This window comes from Pantoea sp. S18 (assembly GCF_045689705.1).
GTDB lineage: Bacteria > Pseudomonadota > Gammaproteobacteria > Enterobacterales > Enterobacteriaceae > Pantoea > Pantoea symbiotica.
The window spans coordinates 449679-470525 of sequence record NZ_CP142689.1 but is presented as its reverse complement, the minus strand read 5'-3'; the positions used below and the strand labels follow the sequence as shown (position 1 = coordinate 470525).

Sequence of the window (20847 nt, the reverse complement as noted above, 5' to 3'; positions counted from 1 at the left end):
ATTATCGACAGGCTGATTGTAGTTATCCTCGGTGAACTTAACGTATTAAACTGTAAGCAAAAATATCTTTATGCCACAAAGGTTCTAACAAAAAATGATCACATCATCAGCAGGCGTTCTCATCCTCGCGGCAGGTAAAGGTTCGCGCTATATCGCCAGCGGCGGCAGCGGTAATAAATTGCTTGCCAGCATGGGCGATGATGCGTCAACGGTGATTGAAACCGTCATCGAACAGGCGAAGCTGAGCGAGTTGCCGGTAGCGCTGGTGACGCGTCCCGACTATCTGGCGGTGCGAGAACATGCTGAACGCGCGGGCGTGCAGCTTGTGCTGTGTGAAAGTGGCGGCAGCGGTGAATCCATTGCGGCGGGCGTGGCGATGACCGATCGCTGGAATGGATGGATCATTACGCTGGGAGATATGCCGTGGCTAACGGCGGCGCATTATCGGCGAGTTAATGAGGCGCTGGAGCAGGGTGCGGCGCAGGTACGTCTTACTCATCAAGGAAAACCCGGCCATCCGGTCGGGTTTGATCGGCGCTACGCTGAGGCGTTACGCAATTTGAACGGCGATGAAGGCGCCAGAGCGCTGCTGGATCCGCGCTTACTGATCACCCTTGAAGCGGATGCCGATGTACACCGCGATATTGATGTGGTTGCTAAACCACGTTGAGCCGGGCCGCAGCGACATCGGCAACAATTGATAATGCCAGCGTACGAGCATCGCGCGCCTGCGCAAAGATGCCAATCGGCGCTTTGATGCGCGCAATCTCATCTTCACTAAATCCCAGCGACAGCAGTTTCTCAACGCGCATTGCATGCGTGCGTTGGCTGCCTAATGCGCCGATATAGAAGGGCGTAGAACGCAGCGCCGCCAGCAGCACCGGCAGTTCACGATCCAGATCGTGATACAGCAAAATCACCGCCGTGAAGGGATCGATAGCCTGCGCCTGCACATCCTCACCGGATAGCACTTCGTAACCGGCGGCCTGCGCAATCGATGCGGTCGCTAGCGCTTCGACCGAACGTCCATATACCGCGACACGCGTTTTTGGCAGATAGCCGATAACAAAGGCATCATCCTGCCAGCCTGTTGTTTCAGCACAATCCACGCTAGCCAGCCGCTGAAACTTCGGCAAATAGCGCAACGCAGCGGGTTGTCGATTTGCCAGCAGATCCAGCACGTTTTTCAACGGCTGCGCATCACGTAACCGATGGAAAGCCAGCGCAATCCCGCCGCCACAGGGCAGCACAATGTCCAGATAAGGCGATCCTTCGCCATAGCGCACAACGCGATCTTTTCCGCTGGCGATAACCTGCAACGCTTCGTAAGCCGCCGCTGCTTCCACACAGCCGCCGGAGACATAGCCGCAATAGCGGCCATCTTCCCGCACCACCATTTGCGCACCTAATGCGCGCGCCGCGCCGCCGCGGATTTCTACCAGCGTGATCAACACGGCAGCGAAATCCTTCTCCATTGCTTCTAATGCGAAGCGCAAAATAGTTTCGCTGTCATCAGTCTGCAAAGCCTGCTGCGGCTTGATCTGCGGTTGCAGATCTTCATCAATCAGTAGCTGCTGCACTGCGCTTCTCCTCAGCGTTAGACAAGGGCGGGCAAGCCTTTGAGTAACTTATCCAGCGTCACCGGATAGTCACGCACGCGCACGCCGGTAGCGTTATAAATGGCATTGACGATCGCCGCGCTGACGCCGCACAAGCCCAGCTCACCGACGCCTTTTGCTTTCATCGGTGAAGAGATGGGATCGGTGTCATCGAGGAAAATCACTTCTTGCTGCGGGATATCAGCGTGAACCGGCACTTCGTAGCCCGCCATATCGTGGTTAACGAAATACCCGAGGCGTTCATCGACGAACAGTTCCTCCATCAACGCGCCGCCAAGGCCCATCGTCATGGCGCCAATCACCTGACTGCGCGCTGTTTTGGGATTGAGAATGCGTCCGGCGGCACACACCGCCAGCATGCGCCGCACGCGCACTTCACCAGTAGCAACGTCCACGCCGACTTCAATGAAGTGCCCGGCGAAGGTGGATTGCTGATATTGCTCATCAAGGTCGCCAAACTCGATGGTGTCTTCCACGGTGATGGTGGCTTCGGCGGCGGCCTGGGCGAGCGGTGCGCTCTGGCTTCCGTCATGCACCTGACCCTCGCTGAAGGTTGCGCGCTGCGCGTCAAAGCCCAGTTTGCTGGCGACCGCTTCACGCAATTTCACGCAGGCGGCGTAAACGCCGGAGGTTGAAGTGTTCGCGCCCCATTGGCCGCCGGAACCGGCAGAAACGGGGAAGTCTGAATCGCCTAAGCGAACCACCACACGCTCAATCGGCACGCCCATCATCTCTGCAGCGGTTTGCGCGAGGATGGTGTAGCTGCCGGTGCCGATGTCGGTCATATCGGTTTCAACGGTGATGATGCCTTTGCTGTCCAGATGCACGCGTGCGCCGGAAGGCGTCACCATGTTGTTACGGAAGCCCGCCGCAACGCCCATACCGACCAACCATCGCCCATCCTTAACCATCCCCGGTTTGGCGTTGCGTCGTGACCAGCCAAAACGTTCGGCACCGGTATTCAGACACTCAACCAACTGACGACGGGAGAAAGGGCGCTCGGGTTTGGCCGGATCGACCTGCGTATCATTGAGGATGCGGAAGGCGATTGGATCGATACCCACTTTTTCCGCGACTTCATCGATGGCAATCTCCAGCGCCATCAATCCCGGCGCTTCGCCCGGTGCGCGCATGGCATTACCTTCAGGCAGATCCAGCGTGGCCAGTCGTAATCCGGTAAAACGGTTGGCACCGGCGTAAAGCAGTTCCGTCTGTTGCACGGCGGTTTCCGGTGTGCCATCCGGCAAATTACCCGACCAGCTTTCATGCGCGATAGCCTGGATCTTGCCGGTTTTATCTGTGCCGATGCGGATGTGCTGAATGGTGGCCGGTCGATGCGTGGTGTTATTGGCGATGAGTGGTCGAGGCAGCATCACTTTGACCGGACGCTGAACGGCGCGCGCGCCCAACGCGGCTAACACCGCATCGCTGCGCAGGAACAACTTGCCGCCGAATCCGCCGCCGATATAGGGCGAAATGATGCGGATCTTCTCCATCGGCATCTTGAGGGTGGCGGCCAGATCGGTGCGGCACCAGTCAATCATCTGATTCGAGGTCCAGACGGTGAGTTTGTCACCTTGCCATGTCGCCATCGAGGCGTGCGGTTCCATCGCGGTATGACTTTGGTCCGGCGTGGTGTAGTGCGCATCCAGCTTGACCTCAGACGCAGCAAACGCAGCGGCGAAATCACCTACGGCTTTATCGGGCGTATCTTCGGGAGCGGAAGTGACGCCCGGCTTTTGCTGCGCGAGATCATACGCACCGCGCTCGCGCTGATAATCCACCTTGACTAAACTCGCCGCTGCACGCGCCTGCTCAAACGTCTCGGCGATGACCAATGCGACGGCCTGGTGATAGTGTTCAATGGTGTCGCCAGCCAACAGATTGGCAGTATTTTTATCGCCTTTGCCCAGTTTCCCCGCGTTTTTGGCCGTCACCACCGCTAATACGCCCGGCGCATTTTGCGCGGGCTGCACATCAATGGCGGTGATTTTCCCTTTGGCGATTGGCGCGCCGACCACATAGCCGTACGCTGCATCGGGCGCTTCGCGATGCCATTCGTAAGCGTAAGGCGCCAGTCCGGAGGTTTTCAACGGTCCATCGATACGATTAAGTGGCTGACCGATCACTTTGAGCTGATCAATCGGGTTATTGCCTGCGGGTGTTTCGAATTTCATCTGTTATCCCCTCGCTTCTGCCAATACGGAAGCGAGCGTTCGCTGCGCCAGAATGATTTTGAACTCGTTTTCAGCGGTGGGTTGCGCCGTGGCAAACAGCCGATCGCTCACCGCCTTAGCGCCCTGAATTACCGCGTTATCCGCTTCTTCCAGCCGCCACGGCTGATGCGCCACGCCACCGAGTGCCACGCGACCGGAGTTATCCGGCTGAATGATGGCGGCGACAGAGACCAGCGCAAAGGCGTAGGACGCGCGGTCGCGCACCTTGCGGTAAATGTGCGTGCCGCCCAGCGGGGCCGGCAGTGAAACCGCAACAATCAGCTCGCCGGGATTGAGCACGGTTTCCAGATGCGGCGTGTTGCCGGGCGCGCGATAGAATTCAGCAATCGGGATGTTGCGCTGACTGCCATCCGGGCTTACCGTTTCTACCACCGCATCCAGCAAACGCATTGCCACTGCCATATCGCTCGGATGGGTGGCGATACAGTCTTGACTAGTGCCGACCACCGCATGCTGACGACTAAAGCCATCCAGCGCTGCGCAGCCGCTGCCGGGTAGACGTTTGTTGCACGGTTGGTTGGTGTCGTAGAAGTAGGGACAACGCGTACGCTGTAGCAAATTTCCTGCGGTGGTCGCCTGATTACGCAGCTGTCCGGAAGCGCCAGCCACTAACGCGCGCGACAGCACGCCATAATCACGGCGAACGCGCGCATCGGCCGCCAGGTCGGTGTTACGCACCAACGCGCCGATGCGTAATCCACCATCCGCCGTGGCCTCGATTTTATCCAGCTCAAGACCATTCACATCAATAAGATGCGTGGGTGTTTCAATCTCCAGCTTCATCAGGTCGAGCAGATTGGTGCCGCCAGCGATGAATTTGGCATTGGCATGTTGCTGGGCGCTGGCAGCGGCTTCGGCCGGAGTTTTTACCCGCTGGTAAGTAAAGGCTTTCATGATTCCAGGCCCTCCGCATACTCTTCAATCGCCGCAAGAATGTTGGAATAGGCCCCGCAACGACAGATATTGCCACTCATACGCTCACGGATTTCATCCGCGGTGAGTTGCGGTGCTGAGACTAAATCGTGTGTGACGTGGCTGGGAATGCCCGCTTTGATCTCTTCCAGCACCGCCATCGAGGAACAGATCTGCCCTGGCGTGCAGTAGCCGCACTGGTAACCATCATGCTTAATGAATGCCGCCTGCAAGGGATGCAGCTGGTCAGGATTTCCTAAGCCTTCAATGGTGGTGATTTCCGCATCCTGCTGCATCACGGCGAGCGTCAGGCACGAATTGATGCGACGACCGTTGACCATTACCGTACAGGCGCCACATTGGCCGTGATCGCAGCCTTTTTTAGTGCCGGTTAGATGCAGATGCTCACGCAATGCATCCAGCAGCGTGGTGCGGGTATCAACGTCTAATTGCTGCTGTATGCCGTTGACTTTGAAGCTGATTGGCATCATTGCAGGCGCGGGTGTTGTTAAGTGTTGGCTGCTCATGCCAAACCTCCAGTAAAAGGGTGAAATGATGAGGTACAACTTATTTTTGTATGGTTTTAGAAGGGTAAGCATAGTCGGCATCTGCAAAAGCATTATCCGCAATCACTGAATGGGTTTATGAGCGAGAGTAATAAAAGTAGGTTAGGGCGGTGATTGGCCCCTTTTCTGGGGCCACAATTAATAACTAATTCGTCAGGTTTTTGATGTTTTCATCAATGCGCGCCTGAAGAAAGCGCAGTGTTTCCGCAGTTATTTGCTCCGGGAATATATCGGCCGCTTTGCTGGCAAAGCCAGACGCAACAGAACAATAGTGATCGATGATATCGCCTGCCTGTGAGGGCGTGAGATTGGTTTCCTGTTGTCCCAGAGCTAAAAGATGTGTGCGTTTAATATCCAGCGCTTCACCCATCACATCCATTTGATGATAGCCACCCGGACCTTCGCAATAGGTGACGTCATAGGCCGGTGCTAACTGCCATTGCTCGCTGGCTGACATGATCCAGGCAAAGTTTTTAGGGTGATCGTCTCGATTATTGAAAACAACGTTGAACACCACTCTTTCAAATGCGCGCGCTTTTTCCCTGACATCATTGGTGCAGAGCTGGGTGGCGCGCAGAAAGTTGGTGCAATCTAGTGCGCCGGGTGACTGGTAGTTTGCGCCGGTAAACGCCGCCAGACTCTGCATGGGAACGCGCATCCCGTCTTTTCGATCAAAACGCCGTGAAGCGAAAGCCGCCTGACCATTGGGCAAGGCAAAATAAGCGGTATCTGGCGTGCTGATGTTGCATTCACGCAGACACTGCGCATAAGCAGCCTCAATGGCACACACTTCAGGATGTTCCTGCCGCGCCGGAAACTTTATCAGCCAGGCTTCTAACTCTGCTGAGGCTGCTGTAGTAAAACCACCGCTAACGGGATCGCGATAAAGCAGGGCTTTAGGTCTTGCACCTTGTGGTGAGCCGCCCATCTGCAGCAGTCTTTGCAGAAATTCTCCACCTTCGCCGTCCAACACCTGCTGCACTTCAGCCGAGAGTTGGTCCAGCGCAATGTCATCAGCTCGTTCATTAGTTTCAGGTTGCGACGGTTCAAACGACATCGCACCCATCGCGTTGTTACCTACATAAGTTAACCGCTCTAACGGGCCGATGCGTGCGGCGTTAAGCCCGCGCTGGCGGAAGAGGCGATCCATCAGCAACATACCCCAACCATCGGGTAATGCATCATAGACCGGGCCGGGCAGGCCCAACTGATGAGCAGGAAACTCTCTGCGCAACCGAGGACCTTTCAGAGGCAAAGTAAAGGAAGCGAGTTCCAGACCGCGACGAGCGGCCGCTTCACTGTATTCAAACATAATCACCGGACGACCGGTAAGGGCGGTCGAAGAGACCAGCGTTCCCCAGTGAAAGCGTTCGCCCCAGCCGTCGTACCAGACATCGACTTTACTCACCATCAGCGTTGCTCCTTTTCACCCGCTTGCGGCTGGCGTTCTTTTCGTAGCGAAGCAGGTCATCGAGACTATCGATCTGCGGGGCAAACAGCGCTTCCAGCTCGTTAACGCGACCGAGCACCATCGCCACTTTCACCAGGTTTTCAAAGCCGACGTTACGACCCGCTTCCAGATTGGAGACCGTATTCACGCCAATTCCCGCTCTGGCCGCGACATCCGCTTGGGTCATCCGTTGTGCGAGACGATCTTTACGTAATCGTCCACATAACAGCTTGACGATTTCTTCGGGTTTAGTGAGGGTTAAATCCAGCATATTGTGGCTTATCGTCCAAAAATGACTTTAACACCCAATATTATAGAGTTAATAACCTCAATGGGCGAGCTGTTGTTCCAAAAAAGCGATGAACGCTCTTACCTTTGAATTCAGCGCCGAACGCTCGTTGACGCAGGCATAAATGTTCATCGGTAAAGCCGCAACGTCGCTTTTCTCTCCTTGATCTGAGTGGAACAAAGGTATGAGTTGGCCACGCTCAATCAACGGTTGAGCGATAAAACTGGCCAGCCGGGCGATGCCTCCACCGTTTTCGGCGATTTTCGCTATGATATCAATATCGTCACTGATGAACTCTGGATTGAGCTTTGCGTTCACCGGCTGGCCGTTGACCATAAACGTCCACGGAAGAAAGCGTCCATATGTCGGATAGCGGAAAACCAAACAAGCGTGCTGGCTCAGCTCTTCAGGCATTTTAGGAATGCCCGCGCGCGCCAGATAAGCGGGTGCAGCGCAGAAAATAAAGGGTAATGAGGCAATTTTACGGGCGATAAGTTGATCGTTTAGTTGCGCCTCAATACGAATACTGACGTCGACGCCTTCTAAACGGTGATCAACATTGCGGTCGGTACTGATCAGTTCGATATCAATATCGGGGTAAGTTTGTTTAAAAGCGGGCATCAGCGGGGCAAGAACGTGTCTGCCAAAAGCGGCCGTGGTGGCGATGCAAAGTGAGCCCTGCGGTTTGGTTTCAATCGCCGCAGCCTGCGAGGCAAGGTCAATGTCCTGGGGAATATGTCGGACTTTTTCAAAGTAGCGTTTACCGCTCTCGGTTAACGTCATACTGCGGGTGGTGCGTGATAACAACCGCACGCCTAAATGTGTCTCCAGACGTGAAACGCTCTGGCTGACCGCCGCTGGACTCATTCCTTTCGCCCGCGCGGCGGCGGCAATGCTTCCGTTCTCCACTACGCGGATAAAAGTGTTAATCAGTCCCAATAAGTCCATACATCCCTCAATGCGTGATTCGTAATCTTTATTTAATAATGATTAAAGCAACAGTGTTCTACCCGCATCATGATTCGCTTGATAGGTTAGCGGCTGTTTTGCTTAAACTTACTGAATAGGATAGCGCTATGACAGCAGAAACCGAGAAAAACGCCGCACGTATACGCCTGCCAAAGCACGTTTCACCTTATATCTTTGCGCTTTACATGGCGACCATCATGGCGTTTTTAATGAGCTTAGTCATCACCTTCGCAGAATTTGGTATCGGCCCGCATTATATGGAAAATGTGATGAATGCATATCAAGTTGCAATGCCAGCAGCTTTTGTTTGCATACTCGTAGTACGCCCGATTGTGGTCCGGTTAGTTGGGTTGACGGTGCATGGTCATTGAGGGGGTTGTAGCTCGCTCGCGTCACTCCTCATTGAGCGCATACAACTCTGTTTTGCAAAAAGTCGATGAACGCTCGTACTTTTTCCGGCACATGGCGAGTGTTGGGGTAGATCGCATAAATCCCCTGGCGGGGAAAATGATGATCTGGCAGTAATTGGATTAAATCCCCCTGGCGCAACTCTTCCTTAACAAGCCAGTCAGGTAAGAGGGCAACTCCAGCCCCTCCAAGAGCAAAAGCCAGGAGTGAGGCAGCATTGTCGGCCATGATTGTGGCAGGACTATGCACGTTGAAAATCACGCTTTTACCTGATGGTGTTGTAACTTGCCAGCTCAACGGTGCTGACAGACGGCTATGTGCAATCCATTTCGCATCAGCAAGTTGCTCCAGAGTGGTAATGGGATGTTCTTCCTTCGTGTTGAGATAGTCTGGGGAAGCCACGGGATAAATATCGAAGCGATCGATGAGCCGTGCATGGTGACTTGAATCGGCAAGTTGGCCAAGCCGGATTGCCACATCAAAACGTCCAGAAATAAGGTCGTCATTCTTTGATGACGAGACGTGTTGAATACGCAGTTGTGGATGTCTGGATGAAAATTCTGCCAGTGCGGGCACAACCACTCGCGGTCCATACTCGGGTGTGGTGGTGATGCGTAGTAGACCAATTAATCCGGAATGATCGCTGCGGACTTCATCAAGGACGTGCTCAGCATCCTGCAGGAGTTGCCGGCAACGCTGATAAAATCGTTCTCCGCTATCCGTAACAGACACTCGTCGCGTGCTACGAGTCAGCAATGAGACACCCAGCTCTCCTTCAAGCTGTTTTATATTGAAGCTGACCACCGCTTTAGTCAGCCCCAGCGTATCTGCTGCTCTGGTGAAACTACCGGCTTCTGCCACTGCAACAAACATCTCAAGACGCTGCAGATTAATCATCAATTACTCCCATTAGAGAATCTGACTGTCAAAATATTTTTGACAGTGTAACAACGGAATGCGCATTTATCCTGATAATAAATGTTCCTATAATTCGCGCATTATGCTGTTTTGATGAGAAAAAAATGACTTATCGTGTGCGTGTGGGCTGTGTGTATTTGCTAGGGTTTTTTATCGACCTGGTAAACATGTTTATCGCCAATGTTGCTTATCCTGAAATTGGTCGTGAGTTTGACTCGCCGGTGAATCAACTGGCGTGGATAAGTAACAGTTATATTCTGGCGCTTACGCTGGTAATACCGCTCAGTAGTTGGCTGTCTAGACGTTTTGGCACTAAGCGCCTGTTTATGGTTTCCCTGATGATTTTCATTATTGGGAGTTGTGGTGTGGGGTCGTCTTCATCGCTAGTACAGTTGATTGTTTGGCGAGGGATACAGGGAATGGGCGGTGGAATGTTGATTCCTCTGGGGCAGACAATGACCTATGCGTTGTTTAAAAGTCATGAACGCGCACGATTATCTTCTGCTGTGATGTTAGTAGCGTTACTTGCGCCAGCACTTTCGCCAGCTATCGGAGGGATATTGGTTGAAAGCATCAGCTGGCGCTGGGTATTTTTTGCAAGTGTACCGCTGTCAGTGATCGCACTTGCATTAGCCGCATGCTGGCTTAAATCAGAACAACGTAGCGAAAATCATGAGAGCCTGGATGTAGGAGGTTTGATCGGCGGTTGTACAGGATTGACCTTGATACTACTTGGACTGACGTATCTTGGTGAATCTCAGCATTTCCAGCAAGGTGGTCTACTGCTACTGATGGGCACATTCATCATGGCCGGATACGTATGGAATGCCATGCATAAAACCCATCCTCTCCTAAACCTGCGCCTGGTAAAAGATCCTCTCTTACAGACAGCCATGCTGATTTACCAGTTCATACCGGGTTTATTCATGGGAGTGAGTATGATCGCCATGCTCTACCTGCAAAACCAGCTTGGCATGCATGCCTCATTAGTCGGAGCCATGATGCTACCATGGTCACTGGCATCGTTTGCGGCGATCTCGTTGACCGGCAAAAAATTCAATACATTGGGGCCACGCCCGCTATTTATTACGGGTTGTCTGGTTCAGGCTACAGGCATCGGGCTGCTGGCCATGTCAGGGTATGATGCAGATGTCGTGATATGTATATCGGCCTTCACCCTGATGGGATTCGGTGGGAGTTTATGCAGTAGCACGGCTCAAAGTTCTGCTTTCATTCAAATAGCAGAGAATGAACTTCCTGATGCAAGTGCCATTTGGAATATCAATCGTCAGCTCAGCTTCTGTCTGGGGGTTACCCTCATTAGTCTGTTATTTAACGTTATAGCCGACACCGGGGTACCAATATACCAAGCCTATCATCTGTGTTTTGTCATAGCAGCATGCAGTGTAGTTGTACCCATAGTATGTTGTTTTCGCATAGCTAACCAGGACGTTATATTTACTTTAAAACAGGAGCATAAATGAATCGTTATTTTAAGGAAGTAATGGATGCGCATGAACTGATCCAAAATTGGCTGGGGAATTCAGCAGCGGATGATAAGGTTTGCGAGAAGTTACTCGCTCGATTTAGTCCAGCGTATTCAATGATGACGACGGGTGGGGCATTACTCAATATCAAGCAATTGAATAGTTTCTTTCGCACTCAGCGTGGCGCACGACCGGGCCTTAATATTGAAATCACTGATTTGCAGATTGTTGCTGAGAGTGAAGGTGGGGCAATCGTAACCTATAAAGAACGGCAGAAAATTTGCGAGCAGGCGGCCACACTTCGTTTTTCGACAGTAATATTTGAACTAAATCAGGATGGCTCGGTGATCTGGCGGCATCTACATGAAACATCGATGTATCTGGATTCATTATTATTTTCATTAGGTTAGAGTTGTAATTTTAGATGATTGTTCGCGAGTTGATAATGGGCTTTTTTCTTAAAGAAATTTGCTGGATATTTATGTTAAATGATGTGCTAATCAGTGCTGAGTTATTTGCAAGATAAAAGGGCATGTCCGATTCTTAATGCCTGCAATGATGTAAACGAGGTAATCGTGTCCATATTAAGAATCGATCATGTGCATATCTATGTGAAAAATATCGCGGAAGCAGAAGCCTGGTATAAGGATGTACTGGGATTCATACGCGGCGAGTCATTGCATTTCTGGTTTACTCAGGGCGGTCCGTTAGTACTCAAAAATAACGAAGCAGCGCTTTCACTTTTTGAGAAAAAGTATCGTTCACCTGGCCACACCGTGGCCTTCAGCATAAAACCGAGCTATTTTTCTGAGCTGATGAAATTACTTTCATTACGTTTGATCCCTTTCACCGTTAGCGATCATCAGATTTCAATGTCTGTTTATTTTAAAGATATCGACGGAAATAAAATTGAAATGACCTCCTATGAATATCTTGAAGCTAAAGAGAATATACAGTCTTATTCTGCTACCTTATGCTGACTTACCGTGAAAATGAAAAAGGAGTTATCCAGTGCGTACCCGTGATTCGGCTCGTTTGCTTATTATCAATTCTCTCAATCAGGTTTTATTGTTCAGGTTCAGGCATGAAAATGATGCGCTGGCCGGTAAAGCATACTGGGCCACCCCCGGTGGAGGCGTGAAATCAGGAGAGACTTTTGAGCAGGCAGCCATCAGGGAGCTTAGTGAAGAATCAGGTATCTATGTTGATGATGTGGGGCAGTCGTTAACGGAGAGAACTTTTGAAATGACTCTACCCAGCGGTGAGCTGGTTCTGGCAAATGAGCGATTTTATTTAATTAAAGTCGCTGATGAAGCAATCAGTACCAGCGGATGGACTGAAAATGAAAAAACAGTCATTGATGATTATCACTGGTGGGATCTAAATGAACTGCGAAATACTGATGATGTGGTTTACCCCTCAAATATTCCTGATATCTGTTCAATGTCGGATTAACTATCTATCAGGTGATATTATAAAATAGCACTCACATATTCTGTCAAAGCCAAGTAGAAGTGACCGGGTTCAGGCAAACCTGAGATGTCCGATTGTTGTCAAAGTAGGTTTTTAATAAAAGAACTAACCCTCTGCTTTGAGGGCTAATTAGAATTAAAATTCAGCTTTAATAAAGGGGTTGATTATTCCGGAAGGATCAGCGAGTTAAGGATGTGGTCCTGCCAAGTCCCATTTATTTTCAGATAAGATTGTGCATAACCTTCTTTTACGAAGCCCAGACTGCCCAGAGTCTTTTTGCTGCGTAAGTTATCAGAAAGATGATTAGCCATTATCCTATGGATGTCATACTTATCATGCACATAGGAGATGGATTCTTTCAGCGCCTCATGCATCAAGCCATTACCCTGATAATTCTGGTCGATTGAAAATCCTAGATAGCATGCCTGAAAAACACCGAATATAAAGTTGGTGAAATTTATACTGCCTATAATTTTGTCATCATCTTTTAAGGTGAAAACCATAAGGATGCACTTTCTTTCTTCATAATCGAGTAGCGCATTACTGATCCTTTCAGCTACGCTGTTGATTGTGAAATATTCGTCGTTTCGCAGTGGTTCAAAGGGTGCGAAATTGTCTCTGTTATTAAGCAAAAAACGCTGAAAGCTCGTTGAATGGTCTAAGGTCAGCAGATATACATCGGTCCGTTCAGTAGAAAATAGCTTCATCTCTCATCCTTGTGAATGTCGGTATCGCTCTGATTATATTGATAAATACTTCAACTTCCAAATATCTCCTGACTTCGTGCCTGTAAATCAATCATCGCCTCCAGTAAATCATCCTCATTGACCGCACGTTGCCGTTTTTTTGTTGGATCTTTCTTCGCACTCCTGCGACTTGGCCCAGTTCCAGCGGGAAGCGCCTGCGAGCGCGTATTATCACGCTTGTCCTGCATCAACTTAGCCACGGCAAGCGCGTGGCCGAGCCGCTTGTTGTCAACGATCGCACCCTGGTCAACTTCAGACAGCCGGTCGTAGGCAGAGTAGGGAAGAACCGTACCGTGACTCCTGAGTTCAACGCGGCCGTCCGGGTACTGCCAGGCATCCAGATACTTGCCCATCGCCCGGCGGCTGTCATCGTTATCTTCAAGCAGCAACAGCATTTTATCGTAGCGGACCGTCAGCGATTTTGAGACCTTGCGCAGCTCGCGCCAAGTGAATATCTGGTTCAGGTTGTCATCAATATCGAGTGGACGATGCACGTCAAAGTCGTGCCTCGGTGCCTTCGCGAAACGACGGTTGTAGTCCGCCATAAACTCAGCGGCAAAGGCGTTGGCAGCATCAGGCGTACTGATGCCACGCAGCCTGAGCTCCTTGACCAGCCGGTCCTGCAACGTGAGATGCGCACGTTCCACGCGTCCCTTAGCAGAACTGGTGTTGGCGCAGATGCCGGTGATGTTCAGCTCGTTCAGCGCGCGCCCGAACTGCGTCTGGCCGTCGCCTCCGGCCGCATTTTTATTGTTGATGCGGAACACGCTGGCCTTGTCGCTGTAAAACGCCAGCGGCTTGCCGTACAGCTCGAGATAACCGCGCGTGGCTTGAAAATAGGTGAAAGTAGACTCGGAGCGGACGAAATGAAGCTGCATCAGGCGGCTGGTTGCGTCATCCACGTAAACCAGCAGCGTGCAGGCCGGACCACGTTCCTCAAACCAGCGATGGTTCCTCAGCAGGTCACCCGAAGCGGCCATGTCAGCTTAGCTCAAAGCGGACATTACTACTTTGCCTCCTCATATTCGGTGCGCATAATCATGATTATGTTAAATGAACCATCTGAACGCGCACTCAAATCACCCTCAGCTCATCACCTGCCTTCAAACACCTCCTTCACCAACAATCTGTGATGGCGTCGCTACGTGAATTCTGAGCAAGTTGCAGCACATTGGTCCGCAAACTTTCGTATAGCGTGATGGGTAAATAAAAGCCCGTCAGCTTGTGTACTGCTGGAGTGCCTGTATCATGCGCATCATTCATGCCGCGCCGCTGTAATTTTATTCTGGCAGGCACTGATAAAATGACAGGCATAAAAAACCGGCTGCGTTAGCCGGTTTTATTTCATTGCATGCTGATTCAGCCAACAAGGCTCTCTAACGGAATATGGAACTGTTTATGCAGATTACGAATCATAGGCAGCGTTAGCTCGCGTTTACGGTTTAACACTTCATAGACGCGATTCTGACGACCAATTGCCGGAGCCAAATCTTTTGCTGTCAGCCCCATCTGATCCATACGGAATTTAATAGCTTCAATTGGGTCAGGTGGCGCAATTGGGTAATGCTTTGACTCATAGTTTTCAATAAGCAGACACATTACCTCAAAGAGATCGCTTTCAGGTGAGCCCAGCACGGGCTCATTATCAAACATAGGCTCTACGATGCGGAGCGCCTCTTGATAATCCTGCTCGGTTTTAATCGGTTTAATATTCATGTCAGGGCTCCAGTGTTACTGTATTGGCGTCTATCCTGTCGTATTCTTTATGCGTACCGATAAACTTAACGAACAACCTTTTATGAGCATAAGCAACGGCAACAATTAAACGGTAGTCGTTACCTTTTATGTTAAATACAACTCGACTGTTTTTTAATATACTCGCTGTTCCGTACTGCGCCTTTATATCTGCCGGGGTACGCCAGTCGGCCTTTTTAACTTCATCTACCCAAGCGCGTAACGGTTGTTCTGAATCAGGATGAACCGTCCAAAAATCCTTTAATGGTGCGAGTGCAATGATGTTCATGCAAACATGGTAGTCCCAGTGCGGGATATTTGCAACAAAAAAATCCCGCGCTGGGACTATCATCACCCTTCCGAGTGACGCTTCTGCTCAAACATCCGCATCAAGGCGGCTGGTAATAATCTCAAGGCCAATCTGCTGGCCGTATGAAAGCTCAAGCGTGTTGCCATCAGGATCGGCGAAGAATGCCCAATAACCAACTGGCGCGGATGATTGCTGCGCGGGTCGGCGTAATACGCCTTCGCGTTCTGCCAAAACAACTTTGGCATCAATCTCTTCTTTGCTGTCACACGCAATGCCAATGTGACCAAACGGCCCCAAAGGCGTATCCACCGTGGTTTGAGATTGCACCAGCACCAGCGCAAACGGACGTGTTAAATCAGAAAGCCATGCGACTTTTTGCGCTTCTGCAATACCTGGTTCACGCTCATGGATCACCTGCATCCCTGCGTAACGTTGATAGAAATCGATGCTGCGTTCTAAATCTCTGACTTGCAGCGCTATGTGGCTAAAACCAATATCGTGCTGTTTCATATTCCATTCCTGTGAAATAACCAGAACTGGAATATGTCATAAATCGTTGATGGCACTTGTTCACGAATGCCTAAATACGCAGCTCATACACCACGCAAGGCACATCGTAGTGTTGCTCAATCGCTTTGTAGGTCATGCCCAGCCGCTGCATCACTTTTTGCGAAGCGGCATTTTCAGGATCGGCCACCGCGACCAGATATTTAACGCCGACATGTTCAACCGCAAACTTAACCACCGCCTGCGCTGCTTCTGTGGCAAAACCTTTACCGTGATAATTAGCATTAAGACGCCAGCCAATTTCCAAAGGCGCACCATCCTGATTGGCTAAATGCTGCAGGCAGCACGCACCAACGATTTCGCCAGACTCTTTTTCCCGTATCGCCCACCAGGAAAAACCATATTGCTGCCAGCGCGATTGAACGCGTTCAATACTCGCGAGGGTTTCTTCTGGCGTTTTAACCACGCCATTACTGATATAACGCATAATTTCCGGGTCGTTTTCCATCGCCCGTAATCCGTCAAAATGCGCGAGTTCAAAGGGTTCCAGCCGCAGTCGGGTTGTTTCTAATTCCATTATTCCTCCGCTTTATGAAGAGCTTGCACCAGCGTCATGGCATACGGTGACGCTTCAGAAATATCCAGCTGCTGCTCCAGTTCAATAAGATGATCGCGCATCAGTTGCTGCGCCTTAGCGGTATTTCCGGCAATCAGTTCATCGATGATGTGCTGATGCTCGTCACACTGACAAACCGGCATCTCGTTGCGCTGATACAGCATCACAATCAACGAACTTAACACCATCAAATTATTGAGAATATCTTCCAGCACTTTGTTATCGGCGATTTTGCCCAGCAGCAGATGAAAGGCGCCAAGCTGATACACAACGCGTTGCCGTTCCTGGCTGTGAATCGCTTCATGTTCTTCTTTTTGTTGCTGCTGCAATTGCACGGCAAACGCCGCCATTTTTTGCGGTGTAATGCAGGCAACTATGGCCGATTCAATGGCATGGCGGGCGGTGAAGATCTCACGCGCGGTGGTGGCTGACGGCTGCGCAACGATCGCGCCGACATTGGGTTCGATGGTGACGATGTGCTGCAACGCCATGCGCTGCAGTGCCGCCTGCACATGGTTGCGATTGGCTTTCAGCGCATCGACAATCTGCGCCTCAATTAAGCGCGTGCCGGGGCGCAGCTTGTGCTGGGCAATCGCCATGGTAAGCGACTCATAAATGCGAGCGATCTCTTTTTGTCTGGGGGTTTGCTTCGCGCCCATACTCAATCCTGTATCGGTCATAATAGTCCCCCGAAATATACATCATTTATGCGTGGTAAACCTGCTGGCCACGGAAGTAACTGGCTGAAATTGCTGGCTGACGCGCCACAACTTCGGCGGAACAACTGGCGTCAATCAGCATAAAATCAGCCGCGTCGCCAGCCAGCGGCCAGATACGCGCGCCCTGCTCATCCAGCGGCAAAATATCGCCGGTGACAATCGCCAACGCTCGATTGAGTGAAAATTCGCTGCCGCGTCCATACAGCTGCGCCCACAAATTGGCTTTCTCCAGCATGCTGCCGGTGCCGAAGGGTGACCAGTGATCAATGACGCTGTCGGTGCCGGTCATCAGCTTGACGCCGCACTGTTTCAGTAGCGGAAGCGGCATCACATTTTTGCCCAGCGGCAAACCAGACGCCAGAGTCACGCCCAGCGCGCCCATGCGTTCACCCAGCGCCTGCACCTCAACATCACTGATTTGCGCTAAACAATAAGCGTGGCTGAGTGTCACTCGCCCTTGCAGTTCAGGCGCATGTTTCAGCGTGTGCAACAGATAATCAATACATGCAATGCCAGTACTGGCGGCTTCATGCAGATGAATATCCACGCCGGTGCCGCTCTCATGCGCCAGACTTAGCATGGTGTCGAGTGAACGTGCCATATCGCCATCAACCTTCGAAGGATCGAGTCCGCCGGTCCACTGGCAGCCGAGCGCCAGCGCCTCGCGCATCAGTGAAGTCACGCCAGAACGCAGTAAACCGTGCTGCGGAAACGCCACGATTTCGCACGCTATCTGCCCGTCAAACGCGTCTAAGGCCTGCAACAGATGTTCCAGGCTACGCAGCCCACTGACCGGATCGATATTGCAATGGCTGCGAATCACCGTTGTGCCTTTACTTAGCAGCAAGGCGATCAACTGCTGCGCATGTTCGACCGAATCGGCAAGCAGCGTCGGCAACAGCTGCTGCTCCAGCGCGATCATCTGGAAAATATCCTGCTCGTTATTCGGTTTCGCCGCTCGCCATGCGCGGCCGTAAAAGGTTTTATCGAGATGTATATGCATATCGCGCAAAGTTGGCAGCATCAGCATGCCGCCAGCATCACGCTGTGGCAGCGCGCTTTGCACCTCTCTCTGCCCGTGAATCGCCACTATCCGCCCGTCTTTGATTTCTATGGTGAAGAGATCGCATTGGGTGCCCTGAATATGGCCGTTAATTTCGATAAACCCGGTTTCAAGCCTGACGTTGGTGAGCAAATAGTGATCAGTCATGGTTTACGCCTCTGTTCACACGAGGAAATGAGGAGGACACGATCTCCTCAACCGGCGGATGCCTAACGGTTCGTTCGGGATAAGTTGAGATAATGTGCGAAAATACCTGCTGCGATGCGGCGTGCAAAGCTGCCGCACTCTGCCCGCTGTTGACCAGTTCGCGTTCCCACACCACTTTGCGCCCAGCCACAATCACGCCGGTGACATCGCGACCATTGCCATTCAAAACCAGCGTGGTAATTGGATCGAACACTTGTCCCAGCGCGGGTTGGTCAAGATTGACCATCATCATATCGGCCTGACATCCAGCCGCCAGTCGGCCAAGATCATCGCGTCCCAACGCTTGTGCGCCACCCAAGGTTGCCATGCGGTAATAATCGGCGGCGCTGGCCGCTGAGATATCGCCGGTGACCACGCGCGTCAGCACCACGCCCATCTGCATATTGGTGAACATATCGGCGGGAAACGTATCGGTGCCAAGCGCCAGATTAACGCCCGCAGATTTAAGTGCTGGATAATGTTCGAGATATTTGCCGTGGCGACCGGATACCAGCGGACAAGCCACGATTGAAGCACCTGACTGCGCCAGCCGCGCGATGTCCTCTGCTACACGCGCTGCGTCGGCGTTCAATCCACCGAGAAACTGGCCGTGTGGCAACAACATGTGGCGATTGAGCAAACCGTTGTCGGCCAGCACTTGCAGCGAACTGCGCCCTTGATAGCGACGGGCGATTTCCCGCACTTCCAGCTCGCTCTGACAACAATGCAGCCGCGTTGGACACGCGAGTGACGTGACAATGTCACCTAAATCTTTCAGCCAAACGGCATCACCTCCCTCGATCCTGTCGGGAGCCAGCATGCCGCTTAAGGTTGAAACGCCGCGCTGCTGTAGACGCTGATAGAACTTCACCGCATCGTCCAGCCCCTTTTTCGCGCGATCGCGGTTGCCTATCCACGAAAATTGTCCCTGCTCATCGCTGGCGTAGTAACCCGCCATAAAAGCCGGCCCGAGCCACGCTCGCGCGCCTAATGATTCGGCCACATCTGCAGCGTAAAGATATTCATCAACGTCCTCGGCCCATTCACGGTAGAGAATCGAGGTGATGGGCGCAAAGCTGGTGATGCCGTTAAGCAGCAAATGGCTGTAGGCATAATGCTTGGCGAAGTTGAGCTGCTCGCGGCTGTAGAGATCGCGGCGCTGCCAGTCAGCGGCGACAATGCGCCCTTTTTTCCAGCCAGGCTGGTTGTCGAAGGCCAGCACGGTGGTATCGAGATCGCCGAGTGCATCAAGGTCAATAAATCCCGGTCCCACCAGACAATTCCCGGCATTGATCTCTTCATCCACCTCGCCGGGATAATCAAAACCCACAAACAGAATGCGTTCGCCCTGCCACACCACTTCGCCATCCGCCAGCAGGCAATGATCGCCATCGCGATAGCCCACCACCCACGCGGCGCGCAGTCGGGTTACTTTTTCGCTCATCAGAACAGGCACTCCCCGTCAGCGGCGATCAGTTTGCCGCCTTTGATCACCTTACGGTCACGCGGCAACTCCACCAGCGCTTCCACCATGCTGCGGCCGGGAATCAACACTAAATCGGCGCGATTGCCGGGCTGCAAACCATAATTGTCCAGCGCCATCACGCGAGCCCCGCCAAAGGTAATGGTGTGCGCGGCGCGCATAATCTCCCGATCCTGACGCCAGCGATAGCGCAGTCCCATGGTGACGGCACGTTGCAGCATATCGCCGCTGCCGTATGGGCTCCAGGTATCGCGCACGCCGTCATTACCAGCGCAAAACGCCACGCCAGCATCGGTGAGCAATTCATAAGGCGGAACCGCGATATCCGCCGGTGCGGTTGTTGCAACCGACATTCCCAGCTCCGCCATCTCTTCGGCAAACTGCTGTTGGCGCGCCGGTTCGACCATGCCGAGACAGAAGCCGTGGCTGAGCGTGACGCGATTATGCATCTGATAGCGGCGGGTAAAACCAATCAGCAGCTCAAGGCTAAACGCACCCAGTTCACCGCGTTCGTGCAGATGAATATCCACTTTTTTGGCGTGACGAACCGCCAGCTCGAAGATGATCTGCAAATGGCGCACCGGATCTTTATCGTATGAACAGGGATCTAAACCGCCCACCAGCTCGGCGCCCATGTCTAGCGCGCGATCCAACAGCGCTTCGGTGCCGGGACTTTGCAGAATGCCGCTTTGCGGAAACGCCACTATCTCAATATCCACCTGATCGGCCAGCCGACGCCGTGTTTCCAGCACGCCTTCCAGATTCGCCAGACCGATTTCGTTATCAATATCGACATGGGTGCGAATAAATGAGGTACCTGCCGCGATGGCGCGACGCGTGATGCGTTCTGACTGCAACTGCGGATCGGGCTGCTGCTCGCGGCGATAGTCACGCTCGTTGGAAATGATCGCCGCCAGATTGCGCGGCACCTCGTTGCGATACCAGTCACGTCCCAGCAAGGTTTTATCGAGATGAGCGTGGCCATCTACTAAGCCAGGAAATACCTGCATACCGCTGGCATCGATGACTTTAGCGTCTGCTGGCTCAGGCAAATAGTGGCCACGCGCCGCGATAACGCCATTTTCGAGCAACAGGTCAACGGGCTGATTTTCATCAAACGGCATGACATTTTGAATTAACACACTTTCCATCGGC

General features: G+C 52.2%; 23 protein-coding genes and 1 pseudogene. 6 read left to right on the top strand and 18 right to left on the bottom strand.

What is annotated here, in order from left to right:
- Positions 1-94 precede the first annotated feature (94 nt).
- Positions 95-670, top strand: coding sequence for a nucleotidyltransferase family protein (locus VIJ98_RS22015; RefSeq protein ID WP_323271486.1), 576 nt, complete (start codon positions 95-97; stop codon positions 668-670).
- On the opposite strand, the gene VIJ98_RS22010 is transcribed toward VIJ98_RS22015, so the two are convergent.
- The 7 genes from VIJ98_RS22010 to VIJ98_RS21980 form a co-directional block, all read right to left on the bottom strand.
- Entirely contained in the window at positions 657-1580 is a 924-nt protein-coding gene (locus VIJ98_RS22010; protein WP_323271485.1) for an XdhC family protein, read from the bottom strand. The two genes, VIJ98_RS22015 and VIJ98_RS22010, sit on opposite strands and share 14 nt — an antisense overlap.
- Positions 1581-1597: 17 nt before the next feature.
- Positions 1598-3796, bottom strand: a complete 2199-nt coding sequence (gene paoC / locus VIJ98_RS22005; RefSeq protein WP_323271484.1) for an aldehyde oxidoreductase molybdenum-binding subunit PaoC — start codon at positions 3794-3796, stop codon at positions 1598-1600.
- A gap of 3 nt (positions 3797-3799) precedes the next feature.
- On the bottom strand, positions 3800-4750 hold the full coding sequence (locus VIJ98_RS22000; RefSeq protein ID WP_323271483.1) for a xanthine dehydrogenase family protein subunit M: 951 nt from the start codon (positions 4748-4750) through the stop codon (positions 3800-3802).
- The gene (paoA, locus tag VIJ98_RS21995) at positions 4747-5295 is read right to left on the bottom strand and encodes an aldehyde dehydrogenase iron-sulfur subunit PaoA (protein ID WP_154157101.1); all 549 of its coding nucleotides are present in this window, start codon (positions 5293-5295) and stop codon (positions 4747-4749) included. Before paoA ends, VIJ98_RS22000 begins: the two co-directional genes overlap by 4 nt.
- Before the next feature lie 184 nt (positions 5296-5479).
- Positions 5480-6745: a type II toxin-antitoxin system HipA family toxin gene (locus VIJ98_RS21990; protein WP_323271482.1), complete on the bottom strand. Its 1266-nt coding sequence runs from the start codon at positions 6743-6745 to the stop codon at positions 5480-5482.
- Positions 6735-7052, bottom strand: coding sequence for a helix-turn-helix domain-containing protein (locus tag VIJ98_RS21985; RefSeq protein WP_061719413.1), 318 nt, complete (start codon positions 7050-7052; stop codon positions 6735-6737). Before VIJ98_RS21985 ends, VIJ98_RS21990 begins: the two co-directional genes overlap by 11 nt.
- Before the next feature lie 60 nt (positions 7053-7112).
- The gene (locus VIJ98_RS21980) at positions 7113-8021 is read right to left on the bottom strand and encodes a LysR family transcriptional regulator (protein WP_323271481.1); all 909 of its coding nucleotides are present in this window, start codon (positions 8019-8021) and stop codon (positions 7113-7115) included.
- A gap of 128 nt (positions 8022-8149) precedes the next feature.
- Here VIJ98_RS21980 and VIJ98_RS21975 point away from each other — a divergent pair, with 128 nt between their 5' ends.
- Positions 8150-8413, top strand: a complete 264-nt coding sequence (locus tag VIJ98_RS21975; protein WP_154191306.1) for a DUF2798 domain-containing protein — start codon at positions 8150-8152, stop codon at positions 8411-8413.
- 28 nt (positions 8414-8441) lie between these two features.
- On the opposite strand, the gene VIJ98_RS21970 is transcribed toward VIJ98_RS21975, so the two are convergent.
- On the bottom strand, positions 8442-9347 hold the full coding sequence (locus VIJ98_RS21970; protein WP_323271480.1) for a LysR family transcriptional regulator: 906 nt from the start codon (positions 9345-9347) through the stop codon (positions 8442-8444).
- A 125-nt stretch (positions 9348-9472) separates the two neighbouring features.
- Between VIJ98_RS21970 and VIJ98_RS21965 the strand changes: the two genes are divergently transcribed.
- The 4 genes from VIJ98_RS21965 (at position 9473) to VIJ98_RS21950 (ending at position 12310) form a co-directional block, all read left to right on the top strand.
- Positions 9473-10852, top strand: coding sequence for an MFS transporter (locus VIJ98_RS21965; RefSeq protein WP_323271479.1), 1380 nt, complete (start codon positions 9473-9475; stop codon positions 10850-10852).
- Positions 10849-11265, top strand: coding sequence for a DUF4440 domain-containing protein (locus VIJ98_RS21960; RefSeq protein ID WP_323271478.1), 417 nt, complete (start codon positions 10849-10851; stop codon positions 11263-11265). The genes VIJ98_RS21965 and VIJ98_RS21960 overlap by 4 nt, the downstream gene beginning before the upstream one ends.
- Positions 11266-11430: 165 nt before the next feature.
- A complete protein-coding gene (locus VIJ98_RS21955; RefSeq protein ID WP_323271477.1) occupies positions 11431-11835 on the top strand; it encodes a VOC family protein in 405 nt (134 codons plus the stop codon).
- Positions 11836-11866: 31 nt separating this feature from the next.
- Complete coding sequence (locus tag VIJ98_RS21950; RefSeq protein WP_323271476.1) at positions 11867-12310, top strand: NUDIX domain-containing protein; 444 nt, start codon at positions 11867-11869, stop codon at positions 12308-12310.
- A gap of 182 nt (positions 12311-12492) precedes the next feature.
- Here VIJ98_RS21950 and VIJ98_RS21945 read toward each other — a convergent pair whose 3' ends face one another.
- From VIJ98_RS21945 to VIJ98_RS21900, 10 genes and pseudogenes are all read right to left on the bottom strand, one after another.
- Positions 12493-13035 (bottom strand): GNAT family N-acetyltransferase, encoded by a 543-nt coding sequence (locus tag VIJ98_RS21945; protein WP_323271474.1) that lies wholly within the window; start codon positions 13033-13035, stop codon positions 12493-12495.
- A 50-nt stretch (positions 13036-13085) separates the two neighbouring features.
- Positions 13086-14045: pseudogene (locus VIJ98_RS21940) on the bottom strand (ISNCY family transposase); the annotation flags it as partial.
- Between the two features lie 388 nt (positions 14046-14433).
- Entirely contained in the window at positions 14434-14790 is a 357-nt protein-coding gene (locus VIJ98_RS21935; protein ID WP_061719434.1) for a type II toxin-antitoxin system HigA family antitoxin, read from the bottom strand.
- A gap of 1 nt (position 14791) precedes the next feature.
- Complete coding sequence (locus VIJ98_RS21930) at positions 14792-15097, bottom strand: type II toxin-antitoxin system HigB family toxin (RefSeq protein WP_323271473.1); 306 nt, start codon at positions 15095-15097, stop codon at positions 14792-14794.
- An 87-nt stretch (positions 15098-15184) separates the two neighbouring features.
- Positions 15185-15628 carry a VOC family protein gene (locus VIJ98_RS21925; protein ID WP_323271472.1) on the bottom strand — a complete coding sequence of 148 codons (444 nt, stop codon included), beginning with the start codon at positions 15626-15628 and terminating at the stop codon, positions 15185-15187.
- Between the two features lie 70 nt (positions 15629-15698).
- A complete protein-coding gene (locus tag VIJ98_RS21920; RefSeq protein ID WP_323271471.1) occupies positions 15699-16202 on the bottom strand; it encodes a GNAT family N-acetyltransferase in 504 nt (167 codons plus the stop codon).
- A complete protein-coding gene (locus tag VIJ98_RS21915; RefSeq protein WP_323271802.1) occupies positions 16202-16900 on the bottom strand; it encodes a GntR family transcriptional regulator in 699 nt (232 codons plus the stop codon). Before VIJ98_RS21915 ends, VIJ98_RS21920 begins: the two co-directional genes overlap by 1 nt.
- A gap of 46 nt (positions 16901-16946) precedes the next feature.
- Positions 16947-18170 carry an amidohydrolase gene (locus VIJ98_RS21910; protein ID WP_323271470.1) on the bottom strand — a complete coding sequence of 408 codons (1224 nt, stop codon included), beginning with the start codon at positions 18168-18170 and terminating at the stop codon, positions 16947-16949.
- On the bottom strand, positions 18163-19653 hold the full coding sequence (locus VIJ98_RS21905) for a chlorohydrolase family protein (RefSeq protein ID WP_323271469.1): 1491 nt from the start codon (positions 19651-19653) through the stop codon (positions 18163-18165). Before VIJ98_RS21905 ends, VIJ98_RS21910 begins: the two co-directional genes overlap by 8 nt.
- Positions 19653-20843, bottom strand: a complete 1191-nt coding sequence (locus VIJ98_RS21900) for an amidohydrolase family protein (RefSeq protein ID WP_323271468.1) — start codon at positions 20841-20843, stop codon at positions 19653-19655. Before VIJ98_RS21900 ends, VIJ98_RS21905 begins: the two co-directional genes overlap by 1 nt.
- Positions 20844-20847: the final 4 nt, after the last annotated feature.

Bases quoted from the DNA above. Each gene is read 5' to 3' on its own strand.
- VIJ98_RS21970 (WP_323271480.1), bottom strand. From the start codon at position 9,347: ATGATTAATCTGCAGCGTCTTGAGATGTTTGTTGCAGTGGCAGAAGCC.
- VIJ98_RS22000 (WP_323271483.1), bottom strand. From the start codon at position 4,750: ATGAAAGCCTTTACTTACCAGCGGGTAAAAACTCCGGCCGAAGCCGCT.
- VIJ98_RS21925 (WP_323271472.1), bottom strand. From the start codon at position 15,628: ATGAAACAGCACGATATTGGTTTTAGCCACATAGCGCTGCAAGTCAGA.
- VIJ98_RS21980 (WP_323271481.1), bottom strand. From the start codon at position 8,021: ATGGACTTATTGGGACTGATTAACACTTTTATCCGCGTAGTGGAGAAC.
- VIJ98_RS21930 (WP_323271473.1), bottom strand. From the start codon at position 15,097: ATGAACATCATTGCACTCGCACCATTAAAGGATTTTTGGACGGTTCAT.
- VIJ98_RS21965 (WP_323271479.1), top strand. From the start codon at position 9,473: ATGACTTATCGTGTGCGTGTGGGCTGTGTGTATTTGCTAGGGTTTTTT.
- paoA (WP_154157101.1), bottom strand. From the start codon at position 5,295: ATGAGCAGCCAACACTTAACAACACCCGCGCCTGCAATGATGCCAATC.
- VIJ98_RS21920 (WP_323271471.1), bottom strand. From the start codon at position 16,202: ATGGAATTAGAAACAACCCGACTGCGGCTGGAACCCTTTGAACTCGCG.
- VIJ98_RS21960 (WP_323271478.1), top strand. From the start codon at position 10,849: ATGAATCGTTATTTTAAGGAAGTAATGGATGCGCATGAACTGATCCAA.
- VIJ98_RS21935 (WP_061719434.1), bottom strand. From the start codon at position 14,790: ATGAATATTAAACCGATTAAAACCGAGCAGGATTATCAAGAGGCGCTC.
- paoC (WP_323271484.1), bottom strand. From the start codon at position 3,796: ATGAAATTCGAAACACCCGCAGGCAATAACCCGATTGATCAGCTCAAA.
- VIJ98_RS21905 (WP_323271469.1), bottom strand. From the start codon at position 19,653: ATGAGCGAAAAAGTAACCCGACTGCGCGCCGCGTGGGTGGTGGGCTAT.
- VIJ98_RS21910 (WP_323271470.1), bottom strand. From the start codon at position 18,170: ATGACTGATCACTATTTGCTCACCAACGTCAGGCTTGAAACCGGGTTT.
- VIJ98_RS21915 (WP_323271802.1), bottom strand. From the start codon at position 16,900: ATGGGCGCGAAGCAAACCCCCAGACAAAAAGAGATCGCTCGCATTTAT.
- VIJ98_RS21990 (WP_323271482.1), bottom strand. From the start codon at position 6,745: ATGGTGAGTAAAGTCGATGTCTGGTACGACGGCTGGGGCGAACGCTTT.
- VIJ98_RS22015 (WP_323271486.1), top strand. From the start codon at position 95: ATGATCACATCATCAGCAGGCGTTCTCATCCTCGCGGCAGGTAAAGGT.
- VIJ98_RS21975 (WP_154191306.1), top strand. From the start codon at position 8,150: ATGACAGCAGAAACCGAGAAAAACGCCGCACGTATACGCCTGCCAAAG.
- VIJ98_RS21900 (WP_323271468.1), bottom strand. From the start codon at position 20,843: ATGGAAAGTGTGTTAATTCAAAATGTCATGCCGTTTGATGAAAATCAG.
- VIJ98_RS21945 (WP_323271474.1), bottom strand. From the start codon at position 13,035: ATGAAGCTATTTTCTACTGAACGGACCGATGTATATCTGCTGACCTTA.